This window comes from Burkholderia sp. L-4 (genome assembly GCF_056856535.1).
The window spans coordinates 2,659,036-2,676,179 of sequence record NZ_JBXEOX010000002.1 but is presented as its reverse complement, the minus strand read 5'-3'; the positions used below and the strand labels follow the sequence as shown (position 1 = coordinate 2,676,179).

Genomic DNA, 17,144 nt, shown 5'->3' with positions numbered 1-17,144 from the left:
CGTCACGCGCGTTCGAGCACGGCCATTTCCCGCACGACCACGAGCAGCACCGCCAGGCTCGCGCCCCCCGACGCGCGCAGATCCGCCAGCAGGTGCGCGTAGCGCGCGAGCGCGGCGTCGCGGCGCTCGCGCCACGCGCCGACGATCGTCTCCGGCGTCGTCGAATCCGGTGATTCCGCGAGCGCGCTGGTCGTCAGCGTGCGCTTCAGGCGCGCGACTTCCGCGAGTGCGGCGGCGCGCGCGAGCATGTCCCAGTGCGTCGGCGTCGGCAGTGTCGCCGCTCGCTCGCTGATCCATCCGTAATTGAGCAGCGTGCCGAGCGAGAAATAGACGCCCGCGACGAGTTCGAGGCTGCGGTTGCAGGTGGCCGCCACCTCGGCGATGTCGAGCAGCGCGGCCGAAATATCGCCGCTCGCGACGCGCACCGCGAGCGCGCTGTCGACGCCGGCTTCGACCAGCACGCGCTGCCGCTCGGACAGCGCATCGAGATCGTCGGCCGGCAGCAGCGCCGGCAGTTGCGGGGCGAGCCGTTGCGCCGCGTCGCGGCAGCGGGCGATCAGTTCGGCGACGCCGCCGTCGGCCACCGCGCCGGATTGCAGATGCCGCAGGAACCACAGCGCCGCGCGCTCCAGCAGCCGCGCGACGTCGACGAACATGCGCGCCTGCACGTCGTCGGCCACGCGGTTGTCGAGCGCGTCGATGTCGCGCCAGACCGCATCGAGATCGAACACGTCGCGCGCCATGATGCATGCACGCGCGATATCGCCCGGCTGCGCGTCGGTTTCCTCCATCAGCCGGTGCACGAACGCGCAGCCGACACGGTTCACGAGCGCATTGGTCAGGTGCGTCGCGAGAATCTCGCGGCGCAGCGGATGGCGGCCCATCGGTTCGCTGAAACGCTGCTGCAGCGGTTTCGGGAAGTAATCGACCAGCATCGCGGCGACGAGCGGGTCTTCGGGCACGTCGGATTCGAGCAGCGCGTCGTAGAGCCACATCTTGCTGTACGCGAGCAGCACCGCGCGCTCCGGCGACGTGAGGCCGAGCTTCGCGGCTTGCCGCTCGGCGATTTCGTCGTCGGTCGGCAGGAATTCGATCACGCGGTTCAACCGGCCCGCGCGTTCGAGCCAGCGCATCAGCCGCGCCTCCGCGTCGAGCAGCTCGACCGCATGGCGGCCGGCGATCGACAGCGCCTGCGTCTGGTAGTAGTTGTCGCGCAGCACGAGCAGCCCGACTTCGTCGGTCATTTCCGCGAGCAGCGCATTGCGCTGCTTCTCGGTCATCTCGCCGTCCGACACGACGAGCCCGAGCAGGATCTTGATGTTGACTTCGTGATCCGAACAATCGACGCCGGCCGAGTTGTCGATCGCATCGGTGTTGATGCGGCCGCCGCGCTGCGCGAACTCGATGCGGCCGAACTGCGTGCAGCCGAGGTTGCCGCCTTCGCCGACCACCTTGCAGCGCAGGTCCGCGCCGTTCACGCGCACCGCGTCGTTCGCGCGGTCGCCGACCTGCTGGTGGGTTTCGCGCGCGGCCTTCACGTAGGTGCCGATGCCGCCGTTGTACAGCAGGTCGACCGGCGCCTGCAGGATCGCGCGGATCAGCTCCGTCGGCGGCAGCGCATGCGCGTCGATGCCGAGCGCCGCCTGCACGGCCGGCGACAGCGGGATCGTCTTCGCGGTGCGCGGGTACACGCCGCCGCCCGGCGAAATCGCGGCCGGATCGTAGTCGGCCCAGCTCGAGCGTTCGAGCGCGAACAGGCGCGCGCGCTCCGCGAAGCTCGCCGCGGGATCGGGGTTCGGGTCGAGGAACACGTGCCGGTGATCGAACGCGGCGACGAGCCGGATATGCGGCGACAGCAGCATCCCGTTGCCGAACACGTCGCCCGACATGTCGCCGACGCCGACCACCGTGAAGTCGGTCGTCTGCGTATCGATGCCCATCTCGCGGAAGTGCCGCTTCACCGATTCCCACGCGCCGCGTGCGGTGATCGCCATCTTCTTGTGGTCGTAGCCGACCGAGCCGCCGGACGCGAACGCGTCGTCGAGCCAGAAGCCGTATTCGTGCGAGATCGCGTTCGCGTAGTCGGAGAAGGTGGCCGTGCCCTTGTCGGCGGCGACGACCAGGTACGGATCGTCGGCGTCATGGCGGACCACGCCGGGCGGCGGCACGATCGCGTTGCCGACGAGGTTGTCGGTCAGGTCGAGCAGCCCGCGCAGGAAGGTCTGGTAGCACGCGACGCCTTCGCGCATCCACGCTTCGCGATCGCTCGGCGGCGGCGGGTTCTTCACGACGAAGCCGCCTTTCGAGCCGACCGGCACGATCACGACGTTCTTCACCATCTGCGCCTTCATCAGCCCGAGCACTTCGGTGCGGAAATCCTCGCGGCGGTCCGACCAGCGCAGGCCGCCGCGCGCGACGCGCCCGCCGCGCAGGTGCACGCCCTCGACACGCGGCGAATACACCCAGATCTCGAACATCGGCTTCGGTTCGGGCAGGCCCGGTACCTTCGCCGGATTGAACTTGAACGACAGATACGGCTTCGACTCGCGGTTCGCATCGGCGAGGAAGTAGTTCGTGCGCTCGGTCGCGTTGATCACGCCGAGGAACTGGCGCAGGATGCGGTCCTCGTCGAGGTTCGGCACCTGGTCGAGCGCGCCTTCGATCGCTTTCAGCAGCCGTTCGGCCTGCACGTCGCGCGAATCGCCGGTGGCCGGGTCGAAGCGCAGCAGGAACAGCTCGACGAGCTGCCGCGCGATCGCCGGGTTGCCGGTCAGCGCGCGTTCGATATAGGCATCGCTGAACGTCGACCCGACCTGCCGCAGGTATTTCGCGTACGCTCGCAGGATCGTCACTTCGCGTGCGCTCAGGTGCGCGCGCAGCACGAGGCGGTTGAAGTCGTCGTTCTCGATCCAGCCGGTCCAGATCCGGTCGAACGCATCCTCGAACAGGCCTTTCACGCGCTCGATGTCGAACTCGGTATCGTCGGCGAGTTCGAGGCCGAAGTCGTGCACCCATGCGTGCGTCGCGTCCTGCGTCTGGATCCGGTACGGCCGCTCCTCGTCGACGCGCACGCCGAGATGCTCGAGCATCGGCAGGCTGCGCGACAGCGCGATCGGGTCGCCCGCGCGATAGACCTTGAAGCGGAATGCACGCGGCTCGGCCTCGATCGGCCGGTACAGGTTCATCGCGAGCTGGCCGGTGTCCTTCACGCGCTCGATCAGCTCGATGTCGCGCACGGCCGTGCGGGCCGGGTAGTCGTCGCGATAGCCGGCCGGGAACGAATCGGCATAGCGCTGCAGCAGGCGGTTGCCTTGCTCTTCCCCGAAGGCGTCGAGCAGTGCATCGGCGAGATCGTCCTGCCAGCGGCGCGTGACCTGCACGAGCCGCGTTTCGAGCTCGCGTGTATCGACGTCGGGCATCGTGCCTGGTTCGGCATGCACGACGAAATGAATGCGTGCGAGCGCCGATTCCGACAGCAGCGGCGTGAATTCGACGTTCACGCCGTTGTACGCGTCGACGAGCAGCTTCGCGATGCGGCGGCGCAGGTCGGTGTTGTACTTGTCGCGCGGCACGAACACGAGGCACGACACGAAGCGGTCGAACCGGTCGCGCCGCACGAACAGCCGCGTGCGCTGGTGTTCCTGCAGGCGCAGGATGCCGAGCGCGATGTCGTAGAGCCGGTCTTCGTCGGCCTGGAACAGTTCGTCGCGCGGATAGGTTTCGAGCACCGTCACGAGCGACTTGCCGAGGTGCCCCTTCGGCAGGAAGCCCGCGCGCCGCACGATGTTCGCGCACTTGCGGCGCACGATCGGGATCTCGGTGTACGAACCGAAATAGGCGGTCGACGTGTAGAGCCCGATGAAGCGGCGCTCGCCGGTGACTTTCCCGTCCGCGCCGACGAGCTTCACGCCGACGTAGTCGAGATAGCCGGGCCGGTGCACGGTCGCGCGCGAGTTTGCCTTGGTCAGGAAGATCGGCCACGCGCCGGTGATGATGTCGGCGGCGGCGGGCGGCAGCGGCGTCACGTCGGGCGTGCCCGACGTGCGCAGCGATTCGCGCAGGATGCCGTAGCCCGAGCCCGCGATGCCGCGCAGGCCGAAGCCCGTGCCGTCCGAGACCAGCGCATAGTCGCGCTGGCCGAGGAAGGTGAAGTGATCGGCGGCCATCCATTCGAGGAACGCGCGCGCCTCGATGTCTTCCGCGGTCGATTCGCGCGCCTTCATTTCCTTGATCGTCGCCCGGGCGATGTCGACGATCCTCGGCCAGTCCTCGACCGACGCGCGCACATCGCCGAGCACGCGCGCGATGTCCGCGCGCAGCGTGTCGAGCAGCGCGGCGTCGCCGCAGCGGTCGACTTCGAAATGGATGAACGACGCGAGTTGCGACTGGCCGTCGCCGGGCGTCGCGCCGCCCGCGTCGACACGCGCGATGCCGCCGTCGGCGCCGCGCCAGATGCGGAACACCGGGTGCAGCGCCGAGTGCAGGGCGAGCCCGAGGCGGTTGACGGCCATCGTGACCGAGTCGACGAGGAACGGCATGTCGTCGTTGACGATCTCGATCACCGTGTGATCGGAGTGCCAGCCGTGCTGTTCGAGGATCGGGTTGTACACGCGCAGCCGCTCGCTGCCGGGCACGAATTTCTGCGCGGTCTGCCAGTGCGCCATCGCGGCGCCGTACAGGTCGGCGATGCCGCGGCTCTGCAGATCGTCGGCGTCGACGAAATCGTAGTAGTGACGCAGGAAGGGTTCGACGATCCGGAAGGTGGCTTCGGGCAGGCGCCCGCGCGCGAATTCGACGACATCGGAGAGCAGGTGTGCGACGACTTCCTCGTTCTTCGCTTCCATGGCGGTCTCCTCGTCGGGTGGCCATTGGCTGCTGCGTCTGTCCGGCATTATGGCGCCGAATGCGTGACAAAGCGATGTGCGGGCGCACAACGCGGGGCGGCCCGAGGCGGCCGCAGCGTGTGAATCAACGCGGGGTGGGCGGTGCCGAAGCGCCGCCGCCGATGCTCAGCCCTCGTCGCTCCACAGCTTCCCGCCCGTCGCCCAGTTCTCCTTCCTCACGTCGGTCAGGATGATGTCGACGGAGCCCGGCGTGCAGCCGAGCGTCTCGCATGTGACGCGCGTGATGGCTTCGACGAATGCGCGCTTCTGGTCGACGCTGCGGCCTTCGAACAGCTGGATATTGAAAGTCGGCATGGCAATGCTCCGGTTGAGGTTGAACGATTCGGCAGGACGAGGATGAGGCACGCGGCGTCAGTCGCGATACGACGGGTCGATCCGGTCGAGGCGGCGCAGCAGCGCCGGCCATTCCAGTTCGCCTTCGATCGCGCCGCCGTCGCGCAGTTGTTCGGCGGTGCGATTGGCGATGGCCGGGTCGGGCAGCACGAGCGGCCCGCCGCCTGCCTGCGCACGCACCTGGACGTCACAGGCCTTGATCAGCGTATCCATCAGCACATACGCTTCGGCCACGGTGCGGCCGACCGTCAGCGTGCCGTGATTGCGCAGCAGCATCGCGGATTTCGCGCCGAGGCTCGCGGTCAGCCGCACGCCTTCGGCTGGCGAGAACGCGAGCGCCTCGTAGTCGTGGTAGGCAAGGTCGCCGTGAAAGCGCAGCGCATGCTGCGACGCGGGCAGCAGCCCGTCGCGCTGGATCGACACGGCGATGCCGGCCGTATTGTGCAGATGCATCACGCAGACGGCGTCGGCGCGCGCGGCATGCACGGCCGCGTGCAGCGCGAAGCCCGTCACGTTGACCGCGTGCGCGCTGTCGCCGATCCGGTTGCCGGCCAGGTCGATCTTCACGAGGTTCGACGCGCGCACCTCGTCGAACGTCAGGCCGAACGGGTTGATCAGGAAGTGGCCGGGCTCGCCGGGCACGGTCGCCGACAGGTGCGTGTAGATCAGGTCGTCCCAGCCGTTCAGCGCGACGAGCCGGTACGCGGCGGCGAGATCGACGCGCATCCGGCGTTCGGCATCCGAGACCGGGCCGCCGGGCTTCACGGCATCAGGACGGTGTGCGAATGACGACATCGGGTTCTCCGAGAGGGAAGCGGCGCGCGACGGCGACGGTTGCCCACGACGCGAGTGCGAACGGGGCCGTGAACGCGGGGACGCCCGCGCGCATCGCGAGCCACTGGATCAGCGCGGCGAGTGCGGCGGCGGCCAGTGCGGCGCGCGGGCCGCGCGACATCAGCGCGAGCGCGGCGAGCGCGCCGTTGAAGCCGAGCAGGCCGTCGGCCAACCAGGCGCCGTTCGCGCCGAGCGCGACCAGCAGCACGGTCGTCACGCTCGCGCCGACGAGCGCGAACGCGGCCGCGCGGCGCGATGCGACGGCGAGGCCGGCGACGATCAATACGCCGGGCCAGACGCCTTGCGCGAAGGTGGTCTGCGCGACGCCCGACAGCAATGCGCCGGCAGCGGATGCAAGCGTCGGCACCGGGGCAGTCGCCGCGCCGGCGGCATGCTGCAGCGCGACAAACGGCAGCCACAGCGCGGTGACGGCGAGACAGGGGCTCGAATACGGACACAGGTGCAACCGGGCGAGGGGCCCGCGCGTCGCGCGCTGCACGAGCGCCGCGCCGATCGAGACCAGCGGCACCAGCGCGACGGCCGCAAGCTGACCGGGCGCGAACAGCACGGCGATCAGCGCCGCGAGCGCGCCGTTGAAGCCGTGCAGCCCCTGTTCGACGTCGCGGCGCTCGGCACCCGTCAGCACGGCGGTCATGCTGGCGGCGGCCGAACCGACCAGCGCCGCGCTCGCGAGCCGCAGGTCGGTCAGCGCCAGTGCGACGAGCAGCAGCGCGCCGGTGAACGCGTTCGCCTGCAGCACGATCTGCCCGATGCCGCGCAGCAGGGTACGCAGGTCGATCGACGGCGAGGCGGGGCGGGCGGTAGGCATGATGGTGGCGTAGCAGGACGAGCCGCGAGCATAGGACACAATCCCATGCACCGGAATAGGGAATTCCGGATAGTCAGGATTTGTCGCCGATGCACCGAGGTGGGGAATGAGGCGGAGCGACCCTGTCGTACCGGCGCTGCATGAACGTTTTTTTGATACGAAATCCGCGTGGTGGGCGAATGGGGGCCTTCGCTGGCGTTGCCGCCGGCGAATTCGTGCGACGATGCCCGGCATCGGGCAACCGGGAGGGGAAAAGATGCGTGAAGTGCGTTGGGCGTCGCTCGAAGGCGACGGGGTCGAACATCTGACGTTCGACCGGAGCGGCGGCGCGATCGTCGTCGAAAGCGCGGTGGTCGGCCAGCGGTACGGCCGCGCGTACGGGCTCGCGTATCGCGTCGAGTGCGATCCGCAATGGCGGGTGACCTACGCGGTGCTCAAGGTGATGGGCGGCGGCACGCTCGAGCTGCATGGCGATGGTGCCGGCCACTGGCGCGACGGCTCGGGCCGCGCACTGTCCGAGCTCGACGGTTGCGTCGACATCGACATCGCGGCGACGCCGTTCACGAATTCGCTGCCGATCGGCCGCCTGGGGCTCGCGCGCGGCGAGCGGCGGCCGATCGACGTCGCGTACATCTCGACGCCGGACCTGAAGGTCACGCCGGTCAAGCAGGCCTACGCATGCATCGAGCCGGGCCGGCGCTACCGCTACGAAGGGATCTTCCGGAATTTCACGGCCGAGATGGATATCGACGACGACGGCCTCGTCGTCGACTACGAGACGCTGTTCAGACGCCTGCCGGCGCTTGCGGGCCGCTGAACCGCCGCGTTCGCGACCGACGGCCGCTCCTGCGCGGACGCGAAGCGGTCGATCCGCGACGCGATGATGTCGGGGTGGCGCAGCACGATCCAGTGGCTGCCGTCGATTTCCTCGCGCACGTGGTCGCCGAGCCAGCGGTCGAGGTCGACCGACATCTCGGGCGTCACGTAGCGGTCGCGCACCGGCACGAGGATCTGCACCGGCGCCTGCGCGTATCGTTCGCGCGGCTTGCGTGCCCGTGCGAGAAAATTCGCGCGGTACAGCTGCAGCCCGTTCAGCGCGTTCTTCAGTTGCACGGGATCGCGCTCGGCACGCACGCGCTCGGTCAGTTGCAGCCAGCGCGGCCATAGCGCCGCGCCGCCGAGCCGCCAGACGAGCGACGGCACGACCGGCAGATGGAAGAACGCGATGTACCACGACTTCAGGCTCTGCCTGAGCCGCATCTTCGCGCGGAACACGTGATCGAGGCACGGGCCCGAGATCGACGTGTACGACGCGATCCGGCCGCGGAACGCGGGATCGGTCACGGCCTCCCAGCACTGGATCGAGCCCCAGTCGTGGCCGACCAGATGGAACGGCCGGCCGCCGCAGGTCGCGTCGGCCACCGCCTTCAGGTCGGCGGCGAGCCGCTCGAGCGTGTAGTCGGCGCGGCGGCGCGGCGCATCGGACGCACCGGCGCCGCGCACGTCGTAAGCGATCACGCGGTAGCGCTTCGCGAGCCGCGCGCGGATCGGCGCCCACACGGTGGCCGAGTCGGGGTAACCGTGCACGAGGATCAGCGGCGGCGCGCGACGCGACCCGCTGACGTAGACGGCGAGTTTCACGTCGCCGGACTGGACGGTCAGCATCTCGTGGGCGCGCGCCATGGCGTCATGCCTGCGGGACCGGGTGCAGCGGCACGCGGCGCGGGGCGGCTTGCGCCGCGTAGCGTGCGTTGGTCGCGTCGATGTTCTCGAGCAGCGAGTCGAGCCCCTGCAGGTACTGGTGGTTGTCGTGGTCCCACGGGTGGAAGCCCGGGCGGAAGTAGTCGAGCCATTCGCGCGCGATGCTCGGAAACACGCCGTGCTTCGGGCCGTACAGATACTTCACGAGGCGCCACATGCCGCCGAACTTGCCGTGTTCGCGACGGTGCGCGCGCATCAGCCGAACGTGGAAGTCGAACACGATCGTCCAGAAGAATACGGTGGTCGTCAGCATCGTGCCCGTGCGCAGCAGGTAGCTGCCGAGGCCCGGCTTCATCACGGTCTTCCACACGTCGTAGGACACCGCCTTGTGCTCGGTTTCCTCCATCGCGTGCCACATCCACATCTGCTGGTAGCCTTCGACCGAGCCGTCGATCCGGTGCTCGTGGCCCGACAGCAGCTGGTTCGCGAGGATCGCCGTGTAGTGTTCGAGCGCGATCGTGATCGCGAGCTGCATCGAATGCGGCAGCACCTTCTTGAACCAGCCGAGGATCGTCCACAGGCGCTTGTCGAGCTTGTGCGCGGGCAGGCCGGACGCCTGCAGCAGGTCGTTGTATTCGATGTGCTCGCGCGTATGCATCGCTTCCTGGCCGATGAAGCCGAGCACCTGTTTCTTCAGCTCGGGATCCTCGATCCGGTCGCGGTAGTTGCGCACCGAATCCATGAAGAAACGCTCGCCGGCCGGGAACAGCAGCGACAGCGCATTCATGAAGTGCGTGACGGGCACGCCTTGAACGTGCCAGTCGCGTGCGCGTTCGGGCGGCAGCGCGAAACGGACGTCGCGCCGCACGGGCATCATGTTCGGGGTCGTCATGATTGTTCTCCTCCCTGATTGCCTGCATTGTTGTAGGTGGCGGCGTGCAGCGGCGCGGGCGCCGGCGTGCCGCGTGCGGCCTCGCGGCGGGCCCGCGCGGCCTCGCGGCGTGTCGCGAGCACGACGAGCGCCTGGTACGCGGCGGGCAGCACGCGCGCCATCCAGTCGCCGGCCTTCGCGTCGCGGCCGATCAGCACGCGGCGCTTGTTCTTGCGCACGCCGGCGAGGATCGTGCGCGCGGCGTCGTCGGCGGTCGTGATGAAGAACTTCTCGAACGTGTCGCGGCCTTGCTGCTCGCTCGCGACCATGAAGCCGACCATGTTCTTCGACACGCGGCTCGCCTGCGCGATGTTCGTGCGGATGCCGCCCGGATGCACGCAGGTCGCCGACACGCCGCACTTCATCATGTCGAGTTCCTGGCGCAGCGATTCGGTGAAGCCGCGCACCGCGAACTTCGTCGCGTTGTAGCCGCTCATGCCCGGCTGCGCGAAGATCCCGAACAGGCTCGACGTGTTGATCACGTGGCCGTCGCCCGATGCCTTCAGGTGCGGCAGGAATGCCTTCGTGCCGTGCACGACGCCCCAGAAATTGATGTTCACGATCCACTCGAGATCGCTGTATTCCATGCCCTCGATCGTGCTCGACAGCGCGACGCCCGCGTTGTTGAAGATCAGGTTGACCTTGCCATGTTCCTTCGCGGTGTCGTCGGCCCACGCGAACATCGCGTCGCGTTCGCCGACGTCCAGCACGCGCGTCGATACGCGCACGTTCGGCGCGATCGCGCGGACGATCCGTTCGGTTTCGGCGAGGCCGACGCCGTTCTTGTCGGCGAGCGACACGTGGCAGCCGGCCTGCGCGAGCTGGACCGCGAGCGCGCGGCCCATGCCCGAACCGGCACCCGTGATCGCGGCGACCTTGTTGGCGAAATCTCTCATGTCGGTGACTCCTTGTCTGGCTCAGGCCGCTTCGGCGGACGTGGAAGCGGCGGGCGCGGCGGCGGGCCGCGCGGCCGTGTCGTGTTGCGGTGCGCGATACGCGTGGTAATCGGCGATCGAGAAGTGCGCGGTCGCCTGGCGGAAGCGCCACGTGAAACCCGGCCACAGCGTCGTGTTCTTGCCGGTGCGCGGATCGAGATACCAGCTCTTGCAGCCGCCCGTCGACCAGATCGCCTTCTTCAGCTTGCCCTGCAGGTCGCTGTTGAACTGCGCCTCGACGAGCGGGCGCACCTCGATCGCCTCGGCGCGCTCGCGGCGCATCGCCTGCAGCGCGCCGAGGATGTATTCGATCTGCGACTCGATCATGAACACCATCGAGTTGTGGCCGAGGCCGGTGTTCGGGCCGACGATCATGAAGAAGTTCGGGTAGCCGGGCAGCGTCGAGCCGAGATACGCATGCGCGCCGTCGCGCCATGCGTCGACGATGTCGAGCCCGCCGCGGCCGATGATCGCGCCGCGCGGATACGGATCGGCGACCTGGAAGCCGGTGCCGTAGATCAGGCAGTCGACTTCATGGCGGCGGCCGTCGGTCGTCACGACCGCGTCGGCTTCGATGTGGTCGATGCCGGTGGTTATCACGTCGACGTTCTTGCGCGACAGCGCCGGGTAGTAGTCGTTCGAGATCAGCACGCGCTTGCAGCCGAGCGTGTAGTTCGGCGTGACGGTCTTGCGCAGCTCGGGATCGGGGATCTGCTTGCGGATATGGCGCAGCGCGAGCTTCTGCACGTTCTTCATCAGCGACGGATGGATCGCGAAGCCGAGCACGCGCGATTCGAGCATCCAGTAGATGCCGCTGCGCACGGCCTTCTGCGTGAACGGCAGCGTGCGGAACAGCCATTTCTCGAAGCGGGTGAGGTTGCGGTCGGGCTTCGGCATGATCCACGGCGGCGTGCGCTGGAACAGCGCGAGCGTCTTCACGCGCGGCGCGATCTGCGGCACGAACTGGATCGCGCTCGCGCCGGTGCCGATCACCGCGACGCGCTTGCCTTCGAGCGCGTAGTCGTGATCCCACTGCTGCGAATGGAATGCGCGGCCCTGGAAATGCTCGACGCCGGGAATCGCCGGCAGCGCGGCGCGCGACAGGCCGCCCATCCCCGAGATCAGCACGCGCGCGGACAGCCGCTTGCCGTTCGCGAACGTGAGGCGCCAGCGTTGCGCGGCCTCGTCGTATTCGGCGCGCTGCAGCTCGTGGTTCATGCGCAGGTGCGGGCCGACGCCGAAACGCTGCACGCAGTCTTCGAGATACGCGCGGATCTCCGGCTGCGGCGCGAACATGCGCGTCCAGCGCGGGTTCGGCGCGAACGAGAACGAATAGACGTGCGATTGCACGTCGCATGCACACCCGGGGTAATGATTGTCGCGCCACGTGCCGCCGACCGACGCGGCCTTCTCGAGGACGACGAAGTCGGTCACGCCTGTTTGCCGCAGGCGGATCGCCATCCCGAGGCCGGCGAAGCCGGTGCCGATGATGGCGATGTCGATGGTTTCGTCCTGGCCGTCGTGGCCGGGTGGACCGAAAGGCAACGTGCGAGCATTCATCCGGGTGTCTCCGATTTGGCTCATTTTTTAATGTTACATTGTTTGATGTAACGATAGTGGGTGAACCCGGAAACCGCAAGAGGCTAGAAGCGGCGCTCTAAGGGCCGGAAGCCAGGCGGGAAAAGGCTGGGCGGGGTTTGGAACGGTTCGTTTTCCGCGCCGCGGGATCGGCGGAAAGGGCCGTCGACAGGACGAGACCGGCGATGGACGAGACCGCCGGCGCGCGGCGGCCTGTTTGAAACGGTATCAGGGACGGATCGGGCGGGCGGTCGTCTCATGGAAAACCCCGGCCACGATCGTGACCTGCGCGAGCGCGTAGAGGCCCCAGATCAGGTAGTCGATACCCGGAAAACCGCCGAGGAACCGGCCGACGCCGATCAGCGTATCGGAGCCGACGAAGATCAGGCTGCCGATCGCGACGAGCGCGCCGTGCGTGCGGGCGGCGAGCGCGAAGCTCGCCATCACGCACAGCACCAGCATGTAGACGGCCACCGGCGCGAGCAGCGCGCCGAGATGCGGGAAGAACGCCGCGTAGAACGCCGGCGCGGCGATCCACAGGCCGATCAGCGCGACGATGCGCCAGCCGTGCGGCCGCGCGCGCCAGCGAAAGAAGATCGCGCAGTAGCACACGTGCGTGAGCAGGAAGGACCCGAGGCCGAGGACGAACGACAGCGGCCAGTCGGGCAGCGCGAGCAGGACGTCGCCGAGTACGGCGGTCGCGAGCGCCGCGCACAGCCACGCGCGTTCGCGCGGCGCGCCGCAGGTGCCGCCGGCCGCGAGCAGCAGGATGCCCATCGCGGCCTTCGCGGCGGCCTGGCCCGGATAGGGCGCCGCGGCGAGCGACAGCCCGTACAGCAGCGCGGCGGCGATGGCGAGCGGCCAGAGCCGGCGGTAGGTGGCGGGAAGCGTGGCGAGCAAGGCGGGGGTCTCCGGTGTGTCGTGGTCCGCGGTGGACGGCGCGCCGTCGAGGGCGTGGCTGCCGGCCATTATCCGGAAGAACGCGCGGGCGAAAACCGGCGAATCCTTCTAGGAATCGATGGCGGCCGGCGGCGATGCCGCCGCCGGATTTCTCGGCGCGTTGCCCCGGTTGAACCGGGGCAACGACTTCAATTCGGCTTGTTATGATCGCCGCGGTATTGCCGTTGTCGTTGTCGCTGTTCCGCCCGGCCGCGCGACTGGCTGCGCAGCCGGTGCGTGCCCGATGAATCCCTGCCGTGCCCGACCCGTGCGCTCACAGGGAGCAGGGCGGCGCCGGCTTCCCACGAAAACAGGTCCGACCCATGACCGAACTTCTCCACGGCGACGGCGCGATCCGTCGCACGACGCCGTACAGCTCCTCGATCGAAAACACCTATGCGGGCGTGCTGTCGTTCATGCGCCGCAACTATTCGCGCACGCTCGACGGCGTCGACGTCGCGATTTCCGGCGTGCCGCTCGATCTCGCGACGACCTATCGGTCGGGCGCGCGGCTCGGGCCGGCCGCGATCCGCGCGGCGAGCGTGCAGTTGGCCGAGCTCAATCCGTATCCGTGGGGCTTCGATCCGTTCGACGATCTCGCGGCCGTCGACTACGGCGACTGCTGGTTCGACGCGCACAACCCGCTGTCGATCAAGCCCGCGATCGTCGAGCATGCGCGCACGATCCTGCGGTCCGGCGCGAAGATGCTGACGTTCGGCGGCGACCACTACATCACGTATCCGCTGCTGGTTGCACATGCGGAGCGCTACGGCAAACCGCTGTCGCTGATCCATTTCGACGCGCACTGCGATACGTGGGCCGACGACGAGCCGGACAGCCTCAATCACGGGACGATGTTCTACAAGGCCGTGAAGGAAGGGCTGATCGATCCGGCGACATCGGTGCAGGTCGGGATCCGTACGTGGAACGACGATTTTCTCGGGATCGAGCGGCTCGATGCCGCGTGGGTGCATGACCATGGTTCGCGTGCGGCGGTCGAGCGGATCGTCGACATCGTCGGGTCGCGGCCCGCGTATCTGACGTTCGATATCGACTGTCTCGATCCGGCGTTCGCGCCCGGGACGGGGACGCCGGTCGCGGGCGGGTTGTCGTCCGCGCAGGCGCTGGCGATCGTGCGCGGGCTGGGGGCGGTGAATCTGATTGGCGCGGATGTGGTGGAGGTCGCACCTGCGTACGATCACGCGGACATCACCGCGATCGCGGCCGCGCATGTCGCGTGCGATCTGCTGTGTCTGTGGCGGCAGAAGAAGGTGGCGGGCGCGGGGAAGTAGGAGAGCGGGGGCATGCCGCCGGCACGTCGTGTGCGCCGTCGGCATGCGCTTTCGGTCCTACAGGAACAAGCGATAGGCGAGATTGTCGCCTTCCTCGATGGACGGGTAGCCAAGCGTCGACAGGAAGTGATCGAATGCCGCGCGGTCCGCTTCCGGCACCTGGATGCCGACGAGGATCGAGCTGTAGTCCGCGCCCTGGTTGCGGTAGTGGAACAGGCTGATGTTCCAGTCCGGCGCCATCGACGACAGGAACTTCATCAGCGCGCCCGGCCGCTCGGGGAATTCGAAGCGGAACAGGCGTTCGTCGAGCGCGAGCGGCGAGCGGCCGCCGACCATGTAGCGGATGTGTTCCTTCGACAGTTCGTCGTGCGTCAGGTCGACGCTCTTGAAGCCGTGCGACTCGAAGTTCGCGGCGATCTCCGCCGATTCGCCGCGGCGCTTGATCTGCACGCCGACGAAGATGTGCGCGGATTGCGCATCGGCGATCCGGTAGTTGAACTCGGTGACGTTGCGGTCGCCGACGAGCGAACAGAAGCGCCTGAAGCTGCCGCGCTCCTCGGGGATCGTGACCGCGAACACCGCTTCGCGCGCCTCGCCGACCTCCGCGCGCTCGGCGACGAAGCGCATCCGGTCGAAGTTCATGTTCGCGCCGGAGGTGACCGCGACGAGCGTCTGGTTCTCGACGCCTTCGCGTTCCGCGTACAGCTTCGCGCCGGCCACCGCGAGCGCGCCGGACGGTTCGAGCACGCTGCGCGTGTCCTGGAACACGTCCTTGATCGCCGCGCACAGCGCGTCGGTGTTGACCGTCACGACGCCGTCGAGGAATGCGCGGCACAGCCGGAAGGTTTCCTCGCCGACGAGCTTCACCGCGGTGCCGTCGGCGAACAGGCCGACCTCGCTGAGCTCGATGCGCTCGCCGGCGTCCAGCGACTGCGCCATCGCGCACGAATCCTCGGCCTGCACGCCGATGACCTTGATCTCCGGGCGCACGGCCTTCACGTACGCGGCGACGCCGGACGCGAGCCCGCCGCCGCCGATCGGCACGAAGATCGCGTGGATCGGGCCCTGGTGCTGGCGCAGGATCTCCATCGCGATGGTGCCCTGGCCGGCGATCACGTACGGATCGTCGAACGGGTGGACGAACGTGAGATCGCGTTCCTGCTGCACCTTGACCGCGTGCGCATAGGCATCACTGTACGATTCGCCCGTCTGGATCACCTCGACGCTCGGGCCGCCGTGCGCGCGCACGGCATCGACCTTCACCTGCGGGGTCGTGACCGGCACGACGATCACGGCCTTGACGCCCATCCGGGCCGCCGAGAACGCGACGCCCTGCGCGTGGTTGCCGGCCGACGCCGTAATCACGCCGCGCGCGAGCGCGTCCGCCGGAATGTGCGCCATCTTGTTGTACGCGCCGCGCAGCTTGAACGAGAACACCGGCTGGTTGTCCTCGCGCTTCAGGTAAACGGTGTTGTGCAAGCGGGCCGACAGGTTGCGGGCCGGCTGGAGTTCGGTCTCGCGTGCGACGTCGTACACACGGGCCGTGAGAATTTTCTTGACGTAGTCGATCGGTGGTCGGGCCTGCTTGACAGGTGCGACGCAGGCGTCGGGCGAGCTGCGATACAAAGACACGGTCATTTCCTTTCGAGGGCGGGTTTGACATGCCCTGGGCGGAAATGAAAAACCCGCCTCAGGGGCGGGTTGTCGTCATTGAGCCGGATGCGCGCTAACCCACCATTCGAAGAATGGTGCGAATAATCAGCGCGATGGCGAATGCTCGGTGGCTCATGTCTTGAAGCATCAACCATTGCAGTGGCAGTTGTCAACCGTACGGAGCGAATGGGTGCCTGGGCCGATCGCCGACACTTCGCGCCGCGGTGCGCGCGTTACTTCGCCGCCAGCGCGCTCGCCACGCTTTTGTCGGTCCACGCGTTCTCTGCCACGCTCAGCTTCTGCGGAATCAGCTTCGCCGCATAAAACGCATCGGCCACCCCTTGCTGGACCGCGACGATCTTCTCGTCGACCGGCACCGCGCCGAACGGCACGCGCTTGATCCACGTCTCGACGAGCGGCAACGGCAGGCCGACCTTCGGCGCGATCAGCGCGGCGGTCTCCGACGGATGCCCATTGACCCACAGGCCCGTTTCGCGCACCTGCTTCAGGATCGCGCCGACCACGTCCGCATGCCGTTGCGCGAAATCGCGCGTCGCTTCGTAGAAGTTGTTCGCCGGCGTCAGACCCGTGTAATCGGACAGCGTGCGAATCTTCAGCGAATTCTGCGCGGCCGCGTAGTACGGATCCCAGACTGCCCATGCATCGACGTTGCCGCTCTCGAACGCGGCGCGCGCGTCGGCCGGCGGCAGGTACACCGGGCGAATTTCGTCGTAGCGCACGCCGGCCTTCTTCAGCGCCTCGAGCAACAGGTAGTTCGCGCTCGAACCCTTCTGCAGCGCAACCTTCTTGCCGCGCAGGTCGCCGAGCGAACGGATCGGCGAATCGGCCTTCACGAATACCGCCTCGTTGTGCGGCGACGGCGGCTCCGCGCCGACGTACACGAAGCGCACGCCGGCCGCCTGCGCGAACACGGGCGGCGGCGCGCCGGTGTAGCCGAAATCGATGCTGTTCGCATTCAGCGCCTCGAGCAGTTGCGGGCCGGCCGGGAATTCGAACCATTGAACGTCGTAGCCGAGCGGCTTGAGGCGCGATTCGAGCGCGCCCTGCGCCTTGACGACCGACAACAGGCCGGCCTTCTGATAGCCGATGCGCACGACCTTGTCGGCGGCGCCTTGGGCGAAGCTGGACGTCGCGGCAAGCGCGACGAGTGTGACGGCGGCGGTGCGGGTGATCCAGCGGGTGAAACGAATCATC

The 17,144-nt window shown here is 68.2% G+C and carries 13 protein-coding genes; 2 read left to right on the top strand and 11 right to left on the bottom strand.

Annotated elements, in window-relative coordinates; all coding sequences use genetic code 11:
- Positions 1 to 2: 2 nt before the first annotated feature.
- From AC1VVG_RS28865 to AC1VVG_RS28850, 4 genes are all read right to left on the bottom strand, one after another.
- Entirely contained in the window at positions 3 to 4,844 is a 4,842-nt protein-coding gene (locus AC1VVG_RS28865) for an NAD-glutamate dehydrogenase (RefSeq protein WP_482837003.1), read from the bottom strand.
- Positions 4,845 to 5,009: 165 nt separating this feature from the next.
- On the bottom strand, positions 5,010 to 5,198 hold the full coding sequence (locus AC1VVG_RS28860; RefSeq protein ID WP_124610038.1) for a 4-oxalocrotonate tautomerase: 189 nt from the start codon (positions 5,196 to 5,198) through the stop codon (positions 5,010 to 5,012).
- A gap of 57 nt (positions 5,199 to 5,255) precedes the next feature.
- A complete protein-coding gene (locus tag AC1VVG_RS28855; RefSeq protein ID WP_034189871.1) occupies positions 5,256 to 6,032 on the bottom strand; it encodes a class II aldolase/adducin family protein in 777 nt (258 codons plus the stop codon).
- Complete coding sequence (locus tag AC1VVG_RS28850) at positions 6,007 to 6,900, bottom strand: urea transporter (protein WP_482837001.1); 894 nt, start codon at positions 6,898 to 6,900, stop codon at positions 6,007 to 6,009. Before AC1VVG_RS28850 ends, AC1VVG_RS28855 begins: the two co-directional genes overlap by 26 nt.
- A gap of 256 nt (positions 6,901 to 7,156) precedes the next feature.
- Here AC1VVG_RS28850 and AC1VVG_RS28845 point away from each other — a divergent pair, with 256 nt between their 5' ends.
- Positions 7,157 to 7,717, top strand: coding sequence for a putative glycolipid-binding domain-containing protein (locus AC1VVG_RS28845; RefSeq protein WP_034189869.1), 561 nt, complete (start codon positions 7,157 to 7,159; stop codon positions 7,715 to 7,717).
- Here AC1VVG_RS28845 and AC1VVG_RS28840 read toward each other — a convergent pair.
- The 5 genes from AC1VVG_RS28840 to AC1VVG_RS28820 all read right to left on the bottom strand — a co-directional run bounded on the left by AC1VVG_RS28840 (position 7,672) and on the right by AC1VVG_RS28820 (position 12,945).
- Positions 7,672 to 8,583 carry an alpha/beta fold hydrolase gene (locus AC1VVG_RS28840; protein ID WP_226253198.1) on the bottom strand — a complete coding sequence of 304 codons (912 nt, stop codon included), beginning with the start codon at positions 8,581 to 8,583 and terminating at the stop codon, positions 7,672 to 7,674. The genes AC1VVG_RS28845 and AC1VVG_RS28840 overlap by 46 nt on opposite strands.
- A gap of 4 nt (positions 8,584 to 8,587) precedes the next feature.
- Positions 8,588 to 9,493 (bottom strand): metal-dependent hydrolase, encoded by a 906-nt coding sequence (locus AC1VVG_RS28835; RefSeq protein ID WP_034189867.1) that lies wholly within the window; start codon positions 9,491 to 9,493, stop codon positions 8,588 to 8,590.
- On the bottom strand, positions 9,490 to 10,428 hold the full coding sequence (locus AC1VVG_RS28830; protein ID WP_034189866.1) for an SDR family NAD(P)-dependent oxidoreductase: 939 nt from the start codon (positions 10,426 to 10,428) through the stop codon (positions 9,490 to 9,492). Before AC1VVG_RS28830 ends, AC1VVG_RS28835 begins: the two co-directional genes overlap by 4 nt.
- Positions 10,429 to 10,449: 21 nt before the next feature.
- Positions 10,450 to 12,027 (bottom strand): flavin-containing monooxygenase, encoded by a 1,578-nt coding sequence (locus tag AC1VVG_RS28825; RefSeq protein ID WP_034189865.1) that lies wholly within the window; start codon positions 12,025 to 12,027, stop codon positions 10,450 to 10,452.
- A 246-nt stretch (positions 12,028 to 12,273) separates the two neighbouring features.
- Positions 12,274 to 12,945 (bottom strand): lysoplasmalogenase, encoded by a 672-nt coding sequence (locus AC1VVG_RS28820; protein WP_034189946.1) that lies wholly within the window; start codon positions 12,943 to 12,945, stop codon positions 12,274 to 12,276.
- A 362-nt stretch (positions 12,946 to 13,307) separates the two neighbouring features.
- On the opposite strand from AC1VVG_RS28820, the gene speB reads away from it, so the two are divergent.
- A complete protein-coding gene (gene speB / locus AC1VVG_RS28815) occupies positions 13,308 to 14,276 on the top strand; it encodes an agmatinase (RefSeq protein WP_482836998.1) in 969 nt (322 codons plus the stop codon).
- Between the two features lie 57 nt (positions 14,277 to 14,333).
- Here speB and ilvA read toward each other — a convergent pair whose 3' ends face one another.
- A complete protein-coding gene (gene ilvA / locus AC1VVG_RS28810; RefSeq protein WP_482836997.1) occupies positions 14,334 to 15,914 on the bottom strand; it encodes a threonine ammonia-lyase, biosynthetic in 1,581 nt (526 codons plus the stop codon).
- A 248-nt stretch (positions 15,915 to 16,162) separates the two neighbouring features.
- Positions 16,163 to 17,143, bottom strand: a complete 981-nt coding sequence (locus AC1VVG_RS28805) for a sulfonate ABC transporter substrate-binding protein (RefSeq protein WP_034187990.1) — start codon at positions 17,141 to 17,143, stop codon at positions 16,163 to 16,165.
- Position 17,144: the final 1 nt, after the last annotated feature.